At 69.0% G+C, this 17724-nt stretch carries 18 protein-coding genes and 1 pseudogene; 15 read left to right on the top strand and 4 right to left on the bottom strand.

What is annotated here, in order from left to right:
• Positions 1-69: 69 nt before the first annotated feature.
• Both AC1DY7_RS00345 and AC1DY7_RS00340 read left to right on the top strand, forming a co-directional pair.
• On the top strand, positions 70-564 hold the full coding sequence (locus AC1DY7_RS00345) for a cupin domain-containing protein (RefSeq protein ID WP_477491658.1): 495 nt from the start codon (positions 70-72) through the stop codon (positions 562-564).
• An 88-nt stretch (positions 565-652) separates the two neighbouring features.
• Positions 653-2359 (top strand): DEAD/DEAH box helicase, encoded by a 1707-nt coding sequence (locus AC1DY7_RS00340; RefSeq protein WP_477491657.1) that lies wholly within the window; start codon positions 653-655, stop codon positions 2357-2359.
• Here AC1DY7_RS00340 and AC1DY7_RS00335 read toward each other — a convergent pair.
• Positions 2356-3171, bottom strand: a complete 816-nt coding sequence (locus AC1DY7_RS00335) for an HAD-IIA family hydrolase (RefSeq protein ID WP_477491656.1) — start codon at positions 3169-3171, stop codon at positions 2356-2358. The two genes, AC1DY7_RS00340 and AC1DY7_RS00335, sit on opposite strands and share 4 nt — an antisense overlap.
• A 62-nt stretch (positions 3172-3233) precedes the next feature.
• Between AC1DY7_RS00335 and AC1DY7_RS00330 the strand changes: the two genes are divergently transcribed.
• The 5 genes from AC1DY7_RS00330 to AC1DY7_RS00310 are packed head-to-tail and all read left to right on the top strand — an operon-like array spanning position 3234 to position 9098.
• Positions 3234-4145 (top strand): SDR family NAD(P)-dependent oxidoreductase, encoded by a 912-nt coding sequence (locus tag AC1DY7_RS00330; RefSeq protein WP_477491655.1) that lies wholly within the window; start codon positions 3234-3236, stop codon positions 4143-4145.
• Positions 4145-5347, top strand: a complete 1203-nt coding sequence (gene moeA / locus AC1DY7_RS00325) for a molybdopterin molybdotransferase MoeA (protein ID WP_477491654.1) — start codon at positions 4145-4147, stop codon at positions 5345-5347. The genes AC1DY7_RS00330 and moeA overlap by 1 nt, the downstream gene beginning before the upstream one ends.
• Positions 5348-5371: 24 nt before the next feature.
• The gene (locus tag AC1DY7_RS00320) at positions 5372-6082 is read left to right on the top strand and encodes a phosphatidylserine decarboxylase (protein WP_477491653.1); all 711 of its coding nucleotides are present in this window, start codon (positions 5372-5374) and stop codon (positions 6080-6082) included.
• Positions 6082-6945: a CDP-alcohol phosphatidyltransferase family protein gene (locus AC1DY7_RS00315; RefSeq protein WP_477491652.1), complete on the top strand. Its 864-nt coding sequence runs from the start codon at positions 6082-6084 to the stop codon at positions 6943-6945. The genes AC1DY7_RS00320 and AC1DY7_RS00315 overlap by 1 nt, the downstream gene beginning before the upstream one ends.
• Positions 6942-9098 (top strand): AAA family ATPase, encoded by a 2157-nt coding sequence (locus tag AC1DY7_RS00310; RefSeq protein ID WP_477491651.1) that lies wholly within the window; start codon positions 6942-6944, stop codon positions 9096-9098. Before AC1DY7_RS00315 ends, AC1DY7_RS00310 begins: the two co-directional genes overlap by 4 nt.
• Here the strand turns inward: AC1DY7_RS00310 and AC1DY7_RS00305 are convergent.
• Both AC1DY7_RS00305 and AC1DY7_RS00300 read right to left on the bottom strand, forming a co-directional pair.
• Positions 9095-9538 carry an SRPBCC family protein gene (locus AC1DY7_RS00305; RefSeq protein ID WP_477491943.1) on the bottom strand — a complete coding sequence of 148 codons (444 nt, stop codon included), beginning with the start codon at positions 9536-9538 and terminating at the stop codon, positions 9095-9097. The genes AC1DY7_RS00310 and AC1DY7_RS00305 overlap by 4 nt on opposite strands.
• Positions 9533-10102, bottom strand: a pseudogene (locus AC1DY7_RS00300) (TetR family transcriptional regulator); the annotation flags it as partial. The gene AC1DY7_RS00305 and the pseudogene AC1DY7_RS00300, both read right to left, overlap by 6 nt.
• A gap of 21 nt (positions 10103-10123) precedes the next feature.
• Between AC1DY7_RS00300 and AC1DY7_RS00295 the strand changes: the two are divergent.
• The 8 genes from AC1DY7_RS00295 to mnhG all read left to right on the top strand — a co-directional run bounded on the left by AC1DY7_RS00295 (position 10124) and on the right by mnhG (position 17095).
• Positions 10124-10474: a hypothetical protein gene (locus AC1DY7_RS00295; RefSeq protein WP_477491650.1), complete on the top strand. Its 351-nt coding sequence runs from the start codon at positions 10124-10126 to the stop codon at positions 10472-10474.
• 56 nt (positions 10475-10530) lie between these two features.
• Entirely contained in the window at positions 10531-10950 is a 420-nt protein-coding gene (locus tag AC1DY7_RS00290; protein ID WP_477491649.1) for a DUF1707 domain-containing protein, read from the top strand.
• A 147-nt stretch (positions 10951-11097) separates the two neighbouring features.
• Positions 11098-13956, top strand: coding sequence for a Na+/H+ antiporter subunit A (locus tag AC1DY7_RS00285; RefSeq protein ID WP_477491648.1), 2859 nt, complete (start codon positions 11098-11100; stop codon positions 13954-13956).
• A complete protein-coding gene (locus tag AC1DY7_RS00280) occupies positions 13953-14408 on the top strand; it encodes a Na(+)/H(+) antiporter subunit C (protein ID WP_477491647.1) in 456 nt (151 codons plus the stop codon). Before AC1DY7_RS00285 ends, AC1DY7_RS00280 begins: the two co-directional genes overlap by 4 nt.
• Entirely contained in the window at positions 14405-15964 is a 1560-nt protein-coding gene (locus AC1DY7_RS00275; RefSeq protein WP_477491646.1) for a Na+/H+ antiporter subunit D, read from the top strand. The genes AC1DY7_RS00280 and AC1DY7_RS00275 overlap by 4 nt, the downstream gene beginning before the upstream one ends.
• Positions 15961-16482: a Na+/H+ antiporter subunit E gene (locus AC1DY7_RS00270; RefSeq protein WP_477491645.1), complete on the top strand. Its 522-nt coding sequence runs from the start codon at positions 15961-15963 to the stop codon at positions 16480-16482. Before AC1DY7_RS00275 ends, AC1DY7_RS00270 begins: the two co-directional genes overlap by 4 nt.
• On the top strand, positions 16479-16772 hold the full coding sequence (locus tag AC1DY7_RS00265; RefSeq protein ID WP_477491644.1) for a monovalent cation/H+ antiporter complex subunit F: 294 nt from the start codon (positions 16479-16481) through the stop codon (positions 16770-16772). Before AC1DY7_RS00270 ends, AC1DY7_RS00265 begins: the two co-directional genes overlap by 4 nt.
• Positions 16769-17095, top strand: a complete 327-nt coding sequence (gene mnhG / locus AC1DY7_RS00260) for a monovalent cation/H(+) antiporter subunit G (protein ID WP_477491643.1) — start codon at positions 16769-16771, stop codon at positions 17093-17095. The genes AC1DY7_RS00265 and mnhG overlap by 4 nt, the downstream gene beginning before the upstream one ends.
• Here the strand turns inward: mnhG and AC1DY7_RS00255 are convergent, their stop codons facing one another.
• Complete coding sequence (locus AC1DY7_RS00255) at positions 17096-17713, bottom strand: LON peptidase substrate-binding domain-containing protein (protein WP_477491942.1); 618 nt, start codon at positions 17711-17713, stop codon at positions 17096-17098.
• Positions 17714-17724: the final 11 nt, after the last annotated feature.

The raw sequence follows: 17724 nt of genomic DNA, 5'->3' as shown, positions 1-17724 counted from the left end.
CCCACTCTGAACGGACTGTGTAGCGCGACTGTGGGTTTGCTGGGGCGGGATCGACGTAGGGTGGACCCGATGTCACTCTTCGTGCCGCCGTACCCGCCGCCCCGGTATACGAAAGACGATCCGGAGGTCAGTGCGTGGGCACGCTCCGGCGATGAGGCGCCCGACTACGACTCCTTCGGTCTGGTGCAGTACCACTACCTGGCCAACCAGCAGCAGACCAACGGCGATTACGGGCTGTATCGCGTCGACCTCGCGGCACGCGCAGGCGGACCGGGACCGCACTATCACCGGGCCATGTCCGAAGCGTTCTTCGTGCTCAGCGGCTCGGTGGAGATCCACGACGGCACCGACTGGTCGACGGCCAAGGCCAACGACTTCCTCTACGTCCCGCCCGGCGGAATCCACGGCTTCCGCAACACCGCGGACGACCCCGCCTCGATGCTGATGCTCTTTGCTCCCGGCGCGCCGCGCGAGCACTACTTCGAAGGGCTGGCCCAGCTCGGTGAGATGACGGACGCCGAGCGCGCGGAGTGGTTCGTCAAAAACGACAACTTCTTGGTCTGACCGGCGCGCCGCGCGCGACACGTGCTGCGAGTGTGCGATCCCGGAACCCCTTGCCCTAGACTGCCCTTCGACCAGATAGGAGTCACGGGTGTCGGGTAGTGGAGCGCCCAGCACCCAGGCTTTGCGGGGCTGGCAGCGTCGGGCATTGGTGAAGTATCTGTCCGCCAAGCCCAAGGATTTCCTGGCGGTCGCGACGCCCGGCGCAGGCAAGACCACCTTTGCCCTGCGCATCGCCGCGGAGTTGCTGGCCGAGCGCAGTGTGGAACAGGTCGTCGTGGTGGTCCCCACTGAGCACCTCAAGACCCAGTGGGCACAGGCCGCGGCCCGGCTCGGCATCGCGATCGACCCGAAATTCAGCAACTCGGCCGGCCAGACCTCCAGCGACTATCACGGCATCGCCGTCACCTATGCGCAGGTCGCAAGCCATCCCACCCGGCACCGGGTGCGCACCGAGAACCACAAGACGCTGGTCATCTTCGATGAGATCCACCACGGCGGCGACGCGAAAACCTGGGGTGACGCCATCCGGGAGGCCTACGGGGACGCGGTGCGACGCCTCTGCCTCACCGGTACCCCGTTCCGCAGCGATGACAGCCCCATCCCGTTCGTCACCTACGAGGCCGACGGTGCCGGATACCAGCGCTCGCAGGCCGACCACACCTACGGCTACGCCGACGCACTCGCCGACGGGGTGGTCCGCCCGGTCGTGTTCATGGCCTACTCCGGCGAGGCCCGCTGGCGCGACAGCGCCGGGGAGGAACACGCCGCCCGCCTCGGCGAGCCGCTGACCGCCGAACAGAACGCGCGCGCCTGGCGCACCGCGCTCAACCCGGCGGGTGAGTGGATGCCCGCGGTGCTGGCGGCCGCCGACACCCGACTGCAGCAGAAACGCCAGCACGTCCCCGACGCCGGCGGCATGATCATCGCCTCCGACCAGACCGCGGCCCGGGCCTACGCCAAACTGCTCACCACCATCACCGGTGAAGAGCCGACCGTCGTGCTGTCCGACGACCCGACGGCCTCGAACAAGATCTCCGAGTTCTCCGACTCCAGCAGCCGCTGGATGGTCGCCGTCCGGATGGTGTCCGAAGGCGTCGACGTGCCGCGGCTGGCGGTCGGCGTGTACGCCACCAGCGCGTCGACCCCGCTGTTCTTCGCCCAGGCCATCGGCCGGTTCGTGCGCAGCCGCCGCGCCGGGGAGACGGCGAGCATCTTCCTGCCGTCGGTACCCAACCTGTTGCAGCTGGCCTCGGAGATGGAGGCGCAGCGCAACCACGTGCTGGGCAAGCCGCACCGCGAATCCGACGGACTCGACGACGAGTTGCTCGCCGACGCCGAGAAGCGCAAGGACGAGAAGTCCGACATGGACCGGGGTTTCGAATACCTCGGGGCCGAAGCCGAACTGGACCAGGTGATCTTCGAAGGGTCGTCCTTCGGTACCGCCACCCCGGCCGGCAGCGAGGAGGAGGCCGACTATCTCGGCATCCCGGGTCTGCTCGACACCACCCAGATGCGCGACCTGCTCAACCGTCGCCAGGACGCGCAGCTGCAGAAGCGCACCGCAGCGGCAGGCGCGTCCGGAGTCCCCGCACCCCGGACCACCCACGGCCAGCTGCAAGAACTCCGCCGCGAGCTGAACACCCTGGTGTCGATAGCGCATCACCGCACCGGTAAGACGCACGGACAGATCCACAACGAACTCCGTCAGATCTGCGGCGGCCCGGCCCTGGCCGCAGCCACCGGCGATCAGATCAAGGCCCGCATCGACGCCGTGCGCAGCGTCGCCAAGAGCTAAAGACCCAGCAGCTCCGGCAGATCCGCCACCGAATCGATGACGTGGTTCGGCTGCATCGCGAATTCGTCTGTGGCCCAACGATCCAACGTGGCCTGACGGAACTTCCCGGTACGCACCAGCACACCGGTCATGCCGACCACCTGGCCGGCGAGCACATCGTTGTTGAGGTCGTCGCCGACCATGTACATCTCGTCGGGGTCCACCCCGAGCCGGTTCGCGGCCGCCAGGAAACCCTGCGGCGCAGGCTTACCGACCGCGGTGGCCTTGCGCCCCGACGTCTCTTCCATCCCGATCAGGTACATGCCGGTGTCCACCCGCAGTCCGTCGCGGGTGGTCCACGCCGTGCTGCGGTGCATGGCCACCACCGGCACACCCTGGGCCATCCAGTCGTAGATCCAGCTCAGCGTCAGGTGCGTGTATTCCGGCCCGGCCCCGCCGAGCAGCACCACATCCGGGGTCTCCGGCGCGGTCGGCCCGGTGAACTGGTTGGAGTAGACGATGTCCACCCCCGCCATGTCCTCGGCGATGTCGCCGCTGTTGACCAGCAGACATCGCGCGCCGGGATAGCGGTCGCGCACGTAGTCGGCGGTGAGTAGCGCGGCGGTCACCACTTCGTCCGGGGAGACCGTCATTCCCGCGCCGGTCAGCAGGTCAGCGATCTGGGTGCGGGTACGCGTCGTGGTGTTGGTCAGGTAGCTGCGGGCGATCTGGTGGTCGGAGAGCGTGCGCAAGGCCTCAGCCGCACCCGGAATCGGTTGCCACGATGTCACCAGGACACCGTCGATATCGAACAGCACGCCACCGATCGCCATGTGCCGACAGTAAACGGCCAACCCTTCGGCGCAACTCGGGCCGCCCAGTAGTGTTGCGCATCATGGGGACCAAGTGGAGTGAGACCGACGTTCCGGACCAGACCGGCAAGATCGCGATCGTCACCGGCGCAAACACCGGCCTCGGTTTCGAGACCGCCCGGGTACTCGCCGACCGCGGCGCGCGAGTCGTCATCGCGGTGCGTGACACCGCGAAGGGCGAGGCCGCCGCGGCCAAGATCGCGGGTGACGTCACGGTGACGAAGCTCGATCTGGGCTCGCTGGCGTCGGTCCGGGAAACCGCCGAGAAGCTGCGCGGCGAATTGGACAAGATCGACCTGCTGATCAACAACGCCGGGGTGATGTACCCGCCGAAGCAGACCACCGAGGACGGGTTCGAGCTGCAGTTCGGCACCAACCACCTGGGCCACTTCGCCTTCACCGGGCTGCTGCTGGATCGTCTTCTGCCCGTGGCGGGTTCGCGCGTGGTGACGGTCGCCAGCATCGCCCACCGCAATCAGGGCGACATCCATTTCGACGATCTGCAATGGGAGCGCAGCTACAACCGCGTCGCTGCCTACGGTCAGTCCAAGCTGGCCAACCTGATGTTCACCTACGAGCTGCAGCGCCGGCTGGCCGCACACTCGAACCCGACCATCGCGGTGGCCGCCCATCCCGGCGTCTCGAACACCGAACTGATGCGGCACACACCGGGCACCGGGCTGCCCGGCTTCAACACGGTGGCCAACCTCGTCACCAACAGCCCGCTCGTCGGCGCGCTCGCCACCCTGCGTGCCGCCACCGATCCCGCGGTGCGCGGCGGCCAGTACTACGGCCCGGCGTTCCCGGTCGCCTCATTCGGCTTCATCGGGCATCCGCAGCTGGTCACGTCCAACGCGTTGTCGCACGACATCTCGGTGCAGCAGCGGCTGTGGAAGGTGTCCGAGGAACTCACCGGCGTGACGTTCCCGGTCTGATGCGGTCCGTCGAGGAGCATCAGCGCGTCGTCGCGCGGCTGTTCACGCCACGCGATCCGATCCAGGTCCCGCTGGCCGAGGCGCTCGGCCTGGTGCTTGCCGCCGACGTGGTGGCCCCGCTGTCCCTGCCGGGTTTCGACAACTCCGCGATGGACGGTTTCGCGGTGTACGCCGACGACATCGCCGCCGCCACCGCCGAAAGTCCCGTCACCCTGCCCGTCGCCGATGATATCCCGGCCGGCCGGACCGATACCGGCGCACTGAAAACCGCTACCGCACAACGGATCATGACCGGCGCACCGCTGCCCGCGGGAGCGACGGCGGTCGTTCCGGTGGAGGCCACCGACGCCGATTTCTCGACAACGTCACCGCAGGTGGCGATCCGGACCGCGGCCAGGGTCGGCCAGCACATCCGCCGCGCCGGCGAGGACGTGGCCGCCGGGACGACGGTGCTGCGCACCGGGCAGGTGCTCACCCCGGCGGCGCTGGGACTGGCCGCCGCGCTGGGCTTCGGTGAGCTGACGGTGCTGCCGCGCCAGCGCGTGCTCGTCATGTCGACGGGTTCGGAACTGGTGGCGCCGGGCACCCCCTTGCTGCCCGGACAGATCTACGAATCCAATGCGGTGATGCTGGCCGCCGCCGTCCGCGACGCGGGCGGTGAAGCCATCGTCGCCGGTGCGGTCGGCGACGACGTCGACGCGTTCCGCGCGGCGCTCGCCGCCCACGCGGGCAGCGCCGATCTGATCATCACCACCGGCGGCGTCAGCGCGGGCGCCTACGAAGTGGTCAAGGACGCGCTGACCGATGGTGTGGAGTTCGTGAAGGTGGCCATGCAGCCGGGGATGCCGCAGGGTTGCGGGACCGTGGGCGGAGCCTCGATCGTCACGCTGCCCGGAAACCCGGTCAGTTCGCTGGTCTCCTTCGAGGTGTTCGTGCGCGCCCCGCTGCGCGCCGCCATGGGACTGCCCGCCGACCGGCCCCGGGTGACCCTGGCCCTGACCGATGACCTGACCTCGCCGAAAGGCAAACGGCAGTTCCGCCGCGGCGTGCTGGCCGGCGCCACCGTCACCGGCTACGGCCCACCGGCCTCGCACCATCTGCGGTGGCTGGCCTCATCGAACTGTCTCCTCGACATCCCCGAGGACGTCGACCACCTGGCGGCCGGATCACCTGTGGTGGTCTGGGACCTGTCAGCCGGCTGAATCCACGTAGACTCGGGAGCCGCCATGGCCAGACCTGCCCGCCCCTCCGACGACAACGCGTCCGAAGCCCAGCGCTTCGCCGAACTCGTCCGTTCCACCGTCCCTCCGGTTCACCCGGCCGGCCTGCCCTTCATCGCTGGTGGGCTGGGTATTGCCGCCCTCGGCCGCAACCGGCGCTGGCTGCGTAACGCCGGACTGTCCGCCGCGAGCTTCTGCGCGCTGTTCTTCCGGCACCCGTCCCGGGTGCCCCCGAGCAGGCCCGGTGTCGTCGTCGCGCCCGCCGACGGCCGCGTCACGCTGATCGAGCAGGCGGTGCCGCCTGCCGAACTCGGTCTGCCCGCCATCCCGATGACGCGGATCAGCATTTTTCTGTCGTTGTTCGACGCCCACGTGCAGCGCGCCCCCGCGGCCGGTGAGGTGATGGCCGTGCAGCACAAGCCCGGCCAGTTCCAGTCCGCGGACAAGGACACCGCGAGCGAGGCCAACGAGCGCAACAGCCTGTGGATCCGCACCCCGGACGGTGTCGACGTGATCGCGGTGCAGATCGCCGGCCTGCTGGCGCGACGCATCGTGTGCAGCGCCCACGCCGGGGACAAACTCGCTCTCGGCGAAACCTACGGCCTGATCCGCTTCGGCTCGCGTCTGGACACCTATCTGCCCGAGGGGGCCAAGGTGGGTGTCGAAATCGGTCAGCGCGCCATCGGCGGCGAGACGATCCTGGCCGAGCTGCCCTGATGCAGAACCGGGACCGAGCCAAGCCGCGCCCGGCCGCTATGCGGATTCTGCCCAGTGCCACGACGGTGCTGGCGATCTGCTGCGGTCTGACCTCCATCAAATTCGCGCTCGACGACCGGCCCCACATCGCGCTGGCGCTGATCGGCGCCGCTGCGGTACTGGACGGCATCGACGGTGGCATCGCCCGCGCCCTGGACGCCCAGTCGCGGATGGGTGCCGAGATCGACTCGCTGGCCGACGCGGTGAACTTCGGGGTGGCGCCCGCGCTGGTGGTGTACGTGACGTTGTTGCCGACGTCGCCGGTGGGCTGGATCTTCGCGCTGCTCTACGCGGTGTGCATCGTGCTGCGGTTGGCGCGGTTCAATGCGCTGCTCGACGACGACACCAAACCCGCTTACACCCGGCAGTACTTCACCGGGATGCCGGCGCCCTGCGGCGCGGTCGGGGTGATCGGCCCGTTGGCGGCGATGCTGCAGTTCGGCCACGGCTGGTGGACCGCACCGTGGTTCGTCTGCCTGTGGTTCGCCGCGAACGCCGCCCTGCTGGTCAGCCGGGTGCCCACGCTGGCGCTCAAATCGGTGTCGATGCCGCCGAACGCCGCACCCATCCTGCTGATCGCGATCGCCGCGGCGGCCGCCGCGCTGCTGCTCTTCCCGTATGTGTTGGTGCTGTTGATCATCGCCGGCTACCTGCTGATCATCCCGTTCACCATCCGGAGCCAGCGCTGGGTGGCGGCCCGACCCGAGACCTGGAACGACAAACCGGGACAACGACGACAGGCCCGCCGCGAGATCCGCCGCACCCAGCAGCCGAACCGTCGTTCGGTGTCCCGCCTCGGCCTGCGCAAGCCGCCGCGCCGATGACCCTGTCGCTGACCGCACGCCTCAACACCTCCGCCCTGGATTCCCGCCGCGGCGTGGTGCGCCTGCACCCGGAGGCCATTGCGGCACTCGGTATCCGGGAGTGGGACGCGGTCTCCCTGCTGGGGTCGCGATCCACCGCTGCGGTGGTCGGCGTGGCCCCGCCCGGGACGCCCGCGGGGGCTGCCCTGCTCGACGATGTGACGCTGTCCAATGCCGGGCTGCGGGAGAACGCCGCCGTGGTCGTGGCGCCGGTGACGGTGTTCGGCGCGCGCTCGGTGACGCTGACCGGGTCGCGGCTGGCCACCCAGTCGGTCTCCCCCGCCACGTTGCGAATGGCGTTGCTGGGCAAGGTCCTGACGGTCGGCGACACCGTCTCGCTGCTGCCCCGCGATCTGGGCCCGGGCACCTCGACCTCGGATGCGACGACCGCCCTGACCACTTCGGTCGGCATCACCTGGACCTCCGAACTGCTGACCGTCACCGCCGTCGACCCGGACGGAACCGTGAGCGTGCAACCCAATTCGATGGTGTCCTGGGGTGACGGCGTGTCCGAGCCGCAGCCGCTGCGCAGCACCGGCGCGAACACCCCACCGGCCGCCACCGCGGTGCCGTTCGACGACCTCAAGGGCGCCCACATCCAGGGCGGCAAGCTCACCGAATGGCTCAAGCTGGCGCTCGACGAGCCTCAGCTATTGGAAACCCTCGGCGCCACAGCCAATCTGGGGGTGCTGGTGTCCGGTCCCGCCGGCGTCGGCAAGGCGACCCTGGTGCGGGCGGTGTGCGCGCAACGGAGCCTCGTCGAGCTCGACGGCCCCGAGATCGGCGCCCTGCGCGCCGAGGATCGGCTCGCCGCGGTGACCTCGGCCGTGGCGAAGGTGCGTGACGGCGGCGGGGTACTGCTCATCACCGATATCGACGCGCTGCTGCCGTCGACCGCCGAACCCGTCGCGACGCTGATCCTCACCGAGTTGCGCAATGCCGTCGCCACCAAGGGTGTCGCGTTCATCGCCACCTCGGCGGTGCCCGACAACATGGATGCCCGGCTGCGTGCACCCGACCTGTGCGACCGCGAGCTCGGGCTGAGCCTGCCCGACGGCGCCACCCGCAAGGCACTGTTGGAGGTGCTGCTACGTGATGTGCCGGCCACCGAGCTGAGCCTCGACGAGATCGGCGAGCGGACACCGGGTTTCGTCGTTGCCGACCTCGCGGCACTGGTGCGCGAAGCCGCGTTGCGGGCAGCCGCGCGGGCCAGCAGCGACGGACAATCGCCGGCATTGACACAGGACGATCTCACCGGGGCGCTGTCGGTGATCCGGCCGCTGTCGCGGTCGGCGACCGAGGAGGTGGCCGTCGGCTCGGTCACCCTCGACGACGTCGGCGACATGGTCGAGACCAAACAGGCCCTGACCGAAGCGGTGTTGTGGCCACTGCAGCACCCGGACACCTTCGCCCGCCTGGGCGTACAGCCGCCGCGCGGCGTGCTGTTGTACGGTCCGCCCGGCTGCGGCAAGACCTTTGTGGTGCGGGCACTGGCCAGTTCGGGCCGGCTGTCCGTGCACGCCGTCAAGGGTGCCGAGCTGATGGACAAATGGGTCGGCGCGTCGGAGAAGGCGGTGCGCGAATTGTTCCGCCGGGCCCGCGATTCGGCGCCGTCCCTGGTGTTCCTCGATGAGATCGACGCACTGGCGCCACGGCGCGGGCAGAGTCATGATTCCGGGGTCACCGACCGGGTGGTGGCAGCCCTGCTCACCGAGCTGGACGGCATCGATCCGTTGCGTGACGTGGTGGTGCTCGGTGCCACCAACCGCCCCGATCTGATCGACCCGGCGCTGCTGCGTCCCGGCCGGCTGGAGAAGCTGGTCTTCGTCGAGCCGCCGGATGCGCAGGCCCGCAAGGACATTCTGCGCACGGCAGGCAAGTCGATCCCGCTGGCCCCCGACGTCGACCTGGACGCGCTCGCCGAGGAGCTGGACGGTTACAGCGCCGCCGATTGCGTGGCCCTGCTGCGGGAGGCGGCGCTCAGCGCGATGCGCCGTTCCATCGACGCGGCCGACGTGACGATGGAGGATGTGGCCAAGGCCCGCGACACCGTGCGGCCGTCGCTGGATCCCGAGCAGGTGGCGTCGTTGCGGGCGTTCAGCGAGAACCGCTAAGACGCGCTGACCGCGGCCAAGCGGTCGATCGAGGCCAGCAGTTTGCCCGCCGTCGCGTCCCGCGCTTTGGCCAGCCGCTTCTCGTCGGTCAGCCGGGTCCAGTCATAGGTGTGGGTGACGCGGGTCGTCTCGTCGTCGATCGGCTCGAGCTCCCATCGCCACAGATGTCCCGGCGGTTCCTTGCCCTCCTCCGACGGCAGCCACGCGATCCGCTGGCCTTCCTCGAATTCGACGATGTGGTTCTCCCGGATGGCACCGTTGGTGATCTTCATCTGGAACACGTCGCCGACGGCGTGCACCCGCTGACCGGCGACGGCCTCGGCGAGGTTGTCGTTACCGTCCCAGCGCGGCTGCTGCGCCGGGTCGGCGATCAGTTCGAAGATGGTTGCTGCCGGCGCCTCGATGGTGCGGCTGACGGTGACGATTGTGCTCACGCTCAAGAGCTTACGGATGGAGTCGGCCAGATCGGCCTCCAGCCACGCGGGTGGTCGGCCGACGTGGCGCCGCACGGCGGCGTAGGGCAGATCGACCACCGCACGTGCGACGGCGTCGCGCCGCCGGGCATCCCGGCTGCCGTAGAGCCGCTCGGTGAGCTCGTCGATACGTGCGAACAACGGGGCGTTCATCGCGGCGAGCGTCTGCTGGAACGCCGCGTCGGGAGCGTCGTCGAGCAGATCCGCCGCCCTGATGGTCAGCAGCAGCCGGGCATCGTCGGGAGCGTCGCGGGCGAAGCGGACCGCGGCGACGCCCATCCGCACCGCCAACTCCAGCGCCGCGTCGGCAGATGCGTCCATCACCCCGGCCTGGAATCGCCCGAGGGCCCGCAACCATGCTGCGGCGACGATGCCGTCGCGGTTGCCGAAACGGTGATACAGCGTTCCCGCCGGGGCGCCACTGGCCGCCGCGATCGCCGAGACACTGGCCGCGCGCGGTCCTTCGCCGAGGACGAGTCCGCGCGTGGCATCGAGGATCGCGTCGGTTCCATGCTTCCGCGGAGGCGCCATGATCTAGTACATTCCCTCTATATGAAACGATTGCCCTATATCGATGAGCATGCCATAACCGTCGAACACGACCGGGCCGACACGTGGGCCGCCCTACTGCGCCGCCTCGGCGGCCCGCCGGTCGGCTTCGCCATCGGCGAGCGCACCGCGCCCGAACGCCTGGTCCTGCAGGGGCGCCACCCGTTCTCGACGTATCAGTGGATCTTCGAGCTGGACGAGGTGACACCCGACCGCACCCGGCTGCGGTCGCAGACCTGGGCGGAGTTCCCCGGCCTGCACGGCAAGATCTACCGCGCCCTCGTCATCGGTTCGGGTGCGCACCGCATCGTCGTCCGCCGAATGCTCCGGAAGATCGCCGCCGCGACATCTTGACGGTGCCAAGATCCGGTGCCATAGTGAACTAGTCACTGACTAGATGTGAGGACACCATGGCCACCTTGGTAGGCGATCGGGAACGTGAACGCACCGCAGGCGATCTCGGCCTGGCACTGACGCAGGGCTACCTGCCGATGACCGATTACGAGGATCGGCTGCACCGGGCCTTCGCCGCGCAGACCGCCGACGAGCTGAACGCGCTGACGGCCGACCTGCCGACGGCCCGCCTGCGCCACCATGACCCGCGCCGCAAGGCCGCTTCGCAGCGGGCCGCCCGGCTCGGCATGCAGATCCACCTCGGCGCCTACCTCGCCGGGTCGGCCATCATGCTCGCCATCTGGTTGATCGTCGGATTGACCGTCGGTCAGTGGTACTTCTGGCCGGTCTGGCCCATCCTCGGCTGGGGCATCGGCGTCGCGTCGCACATCGTGCCGGTCTGCTCCGTCCGCCGCGGGGTGGCCCAGCCCCGTTGATCGTCAAGGGCTTTCGCCGCTCTGCCGCTCAGGCTTAGGTCGACGGCAACGGCCCACGTAGACTGCGTGTTAAGACAAAGTCAGTTGAACACGCGGTCAGTTCCATAGCTCTTGGCTGACACCCCGACCCAGTCCGATCGGAGTGCCATGCTCGCCGTCTTGCTCGCCCATGCGGTCGCGACCGCTCTGGCGCCACTTCTGGTGGCCCGGTGGGGTCGAGCGGCGTTCTACCCACTCTCGCTGGTCCCGCTCGGCTCGCTGATCTGGGTGGCGCAGAACTGGCCCAGTGACTCCGACGTCCCCACCCTGAACCTGCCGTGGGTACCGGAACTGTCGATGGACATCACCCTGCGCTTCGACTCGCTGGCCGCGATCATGAGCGTGCTGGTGCTCGGCATCGGCGCGCTGGTGCTGTTCTACTGCGCCGGCTACTTCCACCATCACGACGGCCACACCGAGAAGCGGCTGCCCAGTTTCGCCGCGGAGCTCGTCGCCTTCTCCGGCGCCATGTTCGGCCTGGTGGTCAGTGACAACATGCTGGTGCTCTACATCTTCTGGGAGACCACGACCGTCCTGTCCTTCCTGTTGGTCGGCCACTACGCGGAGCGCGCCACCAGCCGCCGGGCCGCCACCCAGGCGTTGTTGGTGACGACGCTCGGCGGGCTGGCCATGCTGGTCGGCATCATCGTGCTGGGCCAGCTGGCCGGCACTTATCTGCTCTCCGAACTGGTCGCGGCGCCACCCACCGGCACCGCCGCCTCGGTCGGTATCGCGCTGATACTCGTCGGTGCGCTGTCCAAATCGGCGATCGTGCCGATGCACTTCTGGCTGCCCGGCGCCATGGCCGCCCCCACTCCCGTCAGCGCCTATCTGCACGCCGCCGCGATGGTGAAGGCCGGTGTCTATCTGGTCGCGCGGCTGACGCCGGGCTTCGCCGACAACCCGCTGTGGCGGCCGATGGTGATCGGGCTGGGCCTGCTGACCATGCTGATGGCCGGCTGGCGGGCGGTGCGCGAATACGACCTGAAGCTGATCCTGGCCTTCGGCACCGTCAGTCAGCTGGGGCTGATCACCGTCATGGTCGGCGCGGGCGGACCGGACATGATGTTGGCCGGGCTGGCCATGCTGTGCGCCCACGCGATGTTCAAGGCGGCCCTGTTCATGGTCGTCGGCGTCGTCGACCACGCCACCGGTACCCGTGACATCCGCAAGCTGGCCGGGCTGGGACGGCAGTACCCGCCGCTGTTCGTCATCGCCGTTGGTGCCACCGCCAGCATGGCGGCGCTGCCGCCCTTCTTCGGCTTCATCGCCAAAGAGGCCGATCTGGAAACCGTGCTGCACAGCGCGTCGCTCGGCTCCGCGGCGCCGTTCGTGCTGGCCGGCATCGTGATCGGATCGGTGTTCACCACCGTGTACAGCCTGCGCTTCCTGTGGGGCGCCTTCGCGGGCAAAGGTGCGTCGGCACCGAGCGTGCGTGTCGCCGAGATGCACCGGCCGTCGGCGGGTTTCCTGGCCTCCCCGGCCATCCTCGCCGCGGCCGGACTGCTGTTCGGGCTGTTCCCTGCCACGCTGGACGACAAGCTCGACGACTACGCCGACACCATCCCTGGTGAGTCCGATTACTACCTGGCGCTGTGGCACGGCCTCGGGGTGCCCCTGCTGCTGTCGGCTCTTGTGCTGGCCACCGGCGCCGCACTGTTCTTCGGCCGCAACCGGTTACCCCGCAGCCGCATCACCTATCTGCCACTGGGCAACGCCGACCGGATCTACGACGCGGTGATGCGCGGACTCGATGTGGTCGCCGTCCGGTTGACCGCCCAGACCCAGCGCGGCTCCATCCCGGCAACCCAGGCCGTCATCCTGTGCACCCTGGTCGTGCTCCCGACCGTCGCGCTGCTCGCCGGCGCCCGCGACCGGCCCGAGCTGCGGCTGTGGGACTCCCCGCTGCAGGCGGTGGTGGGGGTGCTGATGATCTCCGCCGCGATCGGTGCGACCGTGATGCGCAACCGGCTGGCCGCCGTCCTGCTGGTCGGGGTGACCGGGTACGGCTGCGGTGTCATCTTCGCCTTCCACGGCGCCCCGGACCTGGCGCTGACGCAGTTCCTGGTCGAGACGCTGGTGCTGGTCATCTTCGTGCTGGTGCTGCGCACCCTGCCCGCCGAAGCGGATCGCTCGAACATCAAGCGGCACCGGTTGCCCCGCGCCGCACTCGCGCTGGCCGTGGGTGCGTCGGTCACCGGGCTCGCGGTGTTCGCGATGGCGGCGCGGCGCACCACCCCGATCGCCGCGCTGCTGCCCGACGCCGCGTACTACCGCGGGCACGGCGCCAACACCGTCAACGTGCTGCTCGTCGACATCCGCGCCTGGGACACCATGGGTGAGGTCTCGGTGCTCCTGGTCGCCGCCACCGGGGTGGCCTCGATGGTGTTCCGGCACAGGAGGTTCGGGGCCGCGCCGCGGGTATCGCAGGCGTCGGCGGGGCAGCCCGACATCGGTCCGGTCAGCGCCTACAGTCCGGCCGTCGGCGATATCACCTGGTTGCGCGGCAGCGACCTGCGCGACCCGCAGCACCGCTCCCTGGTGCTGGAAGTCGCGACCCGGCTGATCTTCCCGCTCATCATGGTGCTCTCGGCGTACTTCTTCTTCGCCGGGCACAACACCCCCGGCGGCGGTTTCGCCGGCGGTCTGACCGCGGGGCTGGCGCTGGTGCTGCGCTATCTGGCCGGCGGCCGCTACGAACTCGGCGAGACGCTGCCGCTGGACGCAGGCAAAATACTCGGCACCGGCCTGGCCCTGTCCGCCGGAACCGCAGTCACCTCGCTCTTCCTCGGCGCACCGGTGCTGTCCTCGGCGGTGATCCACCTCGACATCCCGGTGCTGGGCCCGGTCAAGCTGGTGACGGCGTTGTTCTTCGACCTCGGCGTCTACCTGATCGTGGTGGGCCTTGTCCTCGACATCCTGCGCAGCCTGGGTGCCCGTGTCGATGTGGAGATGGTTCGGACATGACCGCTCATTTGCTGCCCCTGCTCATGATCGGCGGCCTCACCAGCGCCGGGGTGTATCTGCTGCTGGAGCGCAACCTGACCCGAATGCTGTTGGGGCTGTTGCTGATCGGCAATGCGGTCAACCTGTTGATCCTCACCGTCGGTGGCGACGCGGGCAATCCCCCGATCCGTGGACGCACCAGCGACGGGCAGAGCACCACCGCGGATCCGTTGGCCCAGGGCATGATCCTGACCGCCATCGTCATCAGCATGGGCATCGCGGCGTTCGTGCTGGCGCTGGCCTACCGGTCCTATCAGCTGACCACCATCGAAGATGTGGAGACCGATCCGGAAACCGCGCGGGTCGCCGAGGGCGCCGACGTCGACGACGACCTGCCTGACGTCGTGCCGTCCCGCGACACCGACGAACCCGACGAGCTCGACGCCCTGCCCGGTGCGGAGGGGTCACGATGAGCCTCTCGCAGATCCTCACCCCGTTGCCGGTGCTGATCCCGACGATCGCCGCGGCTGTCACCCTGTTCGCCGGGCGCACCCCGCGGCTGCAGCAGCTGGTGGCGTTGGGCTCGCTGACGGCGGTCGTCGCGGTGTGCGGCACCCTGCTGTACCTCGTCGACCGTGACGGTACCGCGGCCGTGCAGGTCGGTGGCTGGGGGCAGAGCGAACCCGGGATGGGGCCGCTGGGCATCACCCTGGTCGCCGATCGATTGTCGACGCTGATGCTGGTGGTGTCGGCAATCGTGTTGCTGGCGGTCGTCTTCTACGCCATCGGGCAGGGTATCCGCGACGGCGACGAGCGCCAGCCGGTGTCGATCTTCCTGCCCACCTATCTGATCCTGTCGGCCGGCGTGTGCACCGCATTCCTGGCCGGCGACCTGTTCAACCTGTTCGTCGGGTTCGAGGTGCTGCTGTCCGCGAGCTTCGTGCTGCTGACCATCGGCGGCAGCGCCGACCGGGTCCGCGCAGGCATCGCCTACGTGATGGTGTCCATGGTGTCCTCACTGGTGTTCCTCATCGGCATGGCCATGGTCTACGCGGCGGCGGGCACCTTGAACATGGCCGAACTGGCGGTGCGCCTGGACGACGTGCCGTCCGGTACCCGCACGGCGTTGTTCGCGGTACTGCTGGTGGCGTTCGGCATCAAGGCCGCGGTGTTCCCGCTGTCGGCCTGGCTACCCGAGTCCTATCCCACCGCCCCGGCCCCGGTGACGGCGGTGTTCGCCGGTCTGCTCACCAAAGTCGGTGTCTACGCGATCATCCGGGCCCATTCGCTGCTGTTCCCCGGTGGCGCGCTCGACAATGTGCTGCTGGTCGCCGCGCTGCTGACCATGGTGGTCGGCATCCTCGGCGCGCTGGCCCAGAACGACATCAAACGGCTGTTGTCGTTCACCCTGGTCAGCCACATCGGCTACATGGTGTTCGGCATCGCGCTGTCCAACCAGCTCGGAATGTCCGGCGCCATCTACTACGTGGCACACCACATCGTCGTGCAGACCACGCTGTTCCTGGTGGTCGGGCTCATCGAGCGGCAGGGGCTGGCCGCGGCCAGCCCGCTGCTCGCTTTCGTGTTCGTCATCCCCGCGTTGAATCTCGGTGGCATTCCGCCGTTCTCCGGGTTCATCGGCAAGGTCGCACTGCTGGAGGCCGGTGGCGCGGCCGGTTCCCCACTGGCCTGGGTGCTGGTCGGTGGCAGCGTGGTGACCAGTCTGCTGACGCTGTACGCGGTGACGCGGGTGTGGACGAAGGCCTTCTGGCGGGCGCGCGCCGACGCCCCCGAGGGCAATCTGGCCGCGGCCACACCGATGGCGTTGATCGACGACGCCGACGACATCGAATTCGTCGACCGTGACGATGTCGGCCGGATGCCGGTGGGGATGTTGATTCCCACCGGAGCCTTGATCGCGGTCGGGTTGGTGCTCACCGTCGCAGCCGGGCCCATCTTCGCCTACAGTGAGCGTGCCGCGGCCCAGGTGCTGGACCGCGGGCAGTACATCTCGGCGGTGTTGCGATGAGACGCCTGACGCTACGGGTCTGGACCCTGCTCTGGCTGACGTTGGTATGGATCCTGTTGTGGGGCACGGTGTCCGCGGCCAATGTGCTCAGCGGCCTGGCGATCGCCCTGGTGATCACCTTGCTGCTGCCGCTGCCCGCGGTGCCCGTCGAGGGCCGGTTGCGGCCGCTGTCGTTCGCGATGCTGGTCGCCTACGTCAGCTGGTCGCTGGTGGTGTCCTCGACCCAGGTGGCCTGGCTGGCGATCAAGCCGGGAGCGCTTCCGCCGACGGCCGTCCTGCGGGCCCATCTGAACATCAAGTCCGATCTCGTGCTGGCGTTGGCGGTCAACGTGCTCAACCTGATTCCGGGTTCGATCGTGCTGGAGATCGACCAGACCCGCAGGCTCATCTACGTGCACGTCATCGACGTCGGTTCGCAACGGGCGGTGGACCGGTTCTACCGCCAGACCGCCACGGTGGAACGGCTGATGGTGGCGGCGTTCGAGCGGGACGCGGATTGGCAGGGTGCGGCTTCATGAATTGGGTTTGGATCATTGCTGCGGTGATGCTGTCCGCCGCGGCGGCGGTGACGATGTTCCGGCTGCTGTCCGGGCCCAGCACCCTGGACCGGCTGGTGGCCCTGGATACCTTCGTGGCCGTGTCCATGTGCGCGATCGGCACCTGGGCGGCATTCAGCCTGGACACCACGGTGACCTACAGCCTGACCGCGCTGGCGTTGATCTCATTCGTCGGCTCGGTCAGCGTGGCCCGGTTCCGCGTTCCTGACGACGGTCCCTCCGACACCGCAGACAAGGACGACCGCTCATGATTCTGGATGTGCTCGCCGCAGTGCTGGTGCTGGGCGGTTCGGCGCTCGCGTTGACCGCCGCCATCGGTGTGGTGCGCTTCCCGGACACCTTGTCGCGCATGCACGCCGCGTCCAAACCGCAGGTGCTCGGCCTGCTGCTGGTGCTGGCCGGAGCGGCAATCCGGTTGCGCGGCAACGCCGATGTCGGCATGGTCGTCCTGGCCGGGCTGTTCACCCTGATCACCGCGCCCGTGGTCGCGAATCGGGTGGGTCAGCTGGCGTACCGGGAGCAGAACCTGAAGGACTCGCTGGCCGCCGATGAGTTGGGTGAGTTGTCGGAGTAGCTATTCCGATAGCTGGAATTCCACCATCGCCCGCAGCGTTTCGACGGCTTCCTGCAGCACGGCCAGCCGGGCGGACGCCGACGGCGCGGACAGCACCGCGTAGCGGTCGGCCTGCCCGATCGGGATCCGGGCGGCCAGCGCGAACAACCGGTCCCCCGCTTCCTGCGCCGGCTCGACCGAACCCAGCAGTTCCTCCCGGGTCGGCAGTCCCTCGTTGCGCGCCGAGGCCACCAGCGAGAACACGCTCAGCACAGTGTCTTCCACGTCGATGATGTCGGAGCCGGTGACCGGAGCCCCCGGCTCGTCGGGCCAGTGCACCGTCTCGGCACGCGGGTACGGATCGTCGTCGAGCCAGCGCGTCACCCGGAACCGGTAGCCCAGTTCGCAGCGCAGCCGGTACCGGCCCTCACCCTGGTCGGCATGCTCGACGATCCGAGCCAGCACCCCGACGTCGTTGCGCGCGTCCCCGCCACCGACTTCGCGGCCGGCGGCGATCAGCACCACCCCGAACGCTCCGTCGGCCGCCAGGCAGTCGGAAACCATTGCCGAATAACGGGGTTCGAAGATGCGTAGCGGCAGCTGCTCGCCGGGCAGCATCGCCACCTCGAGCGGGAACATCGGTGTGGGGC

Source organism: Mycobacterium sp. P2_H7, from assembly GCF_056403275.1.
The sequence above is the reverse complement of the archived record's forward strand: the minus strand, read 5'-3'. Positions and strand labels throughout refer to the sequence as shown.

Coding starts and splice junctions, on each gene's coding strand:
- AC1DY7_RS00290 (WP_477491649.1), top strand. CDS start 10,531: ATGGCCACCTTGGTAGGCGATCGGGAACGTGAACGCACCGCAGGCGAT.
- AC1DY7_RS00270 (WP_477491645.1), top strand. CDS start 15,961: ATGAGACGCCTGACGCTACGGGTCTGGACCCTGCTCTGGCTGACGTTG.
- AC1DY7_RS00285 (WP_477491648.1), top strand. CDS start 11,098: ATGCTCGCCGTCTTGCTCGCCCATGCGGTCGCGACCGCTCTGGCGCCA.
- AC1DY7_RS00330 (WP_477491655.1), top strand. CDS start 3,234: ATGGGGACCAAGTGGAGTGAGACCGACGTTCCGGACCAGACCGGCAAG.
- AC1DY7_RS00275 (WP_477491646.1), top strand. CDS start 14,405: ATGAGCCTCTCGCAGATCCTCACCCCGTTGCCGGTGCTGATCCCGACG.
- AC1DY7_RS00335 (WP_477491656.1), bottom strand. CDS start 3,171: ATGGCGATCGGTGGCGTGCTGTTCGATATCGACGGTGTCCTGGTGACA.
- AC1DY7_RS00320 (WP_477491653.1), top strand. CDS start 5,372: ATGGCCAGACCTGCCCGCCCCTCCGACGACAACGCGTCCGAAGCCCAG.
- moeA (WP_477491654.1), top strand. CDS start 4,145: ATGCGGTCCGTCGAGGAGCATCAGCGCGTCGTCGCGCGGCTGTTCACG.
- AC1DY7_RS00310 (WP_477491651.1), top strand. CDS start 6,942: ATGACCCTGTCGCTGACCGCACGCCTCAACACCTCCGCCCTGGATTCC.
- AC1DY7_RS00295 (WP_477491650.1), top strand. CDS start 10,124: ATGAAACGATTGCCCTATATCGATGAGCATGCCATAACCGTCGAACAC.
- AC1DY7_RS00255 (WP_477491942.1), bottom strand. CDS start 17,713: ATGTTCCCGCTCGAGGTGGCGATGCTGCCCGGCGAGCAGCTGCCGCTA.
- AC1DY7_RS00265 (WP_477491644.1), top strand. CDS start 16,479: ATGAATTGGGTTTGGATCATTGCTGCGGTGATGCTGTCCGCCGCGGCG.
- AC1DY7_RS00315 (WP_477491652.1), top strand. CDS start 6,082: ATGCAGAACCGGGACCGAGCCAAGCCGCGCCCGGCCGCTATGCGGATT.
- AC1DY7_RS00280 (WP_477491647.1), top strand. CDS start 13,953: ATGACCGCTCATTTGCTGCCCCTGCTCATGATCGGCGGCCTCACCAGC.
- mnhG (WP_477491643.1), top strand. CDS start 16,769: ATGATTCTGGATGTGCTCGCCGCAGTGCTGGTGCTGGGCGGTTCGGCG.
- AC1DY7_RS00345 (WP_477491658.1), top strand. CDS start 70: ATGTCACTCTTCGTGCCGCCGTACCCGCCGCCCCGGTATACGAAAGAC.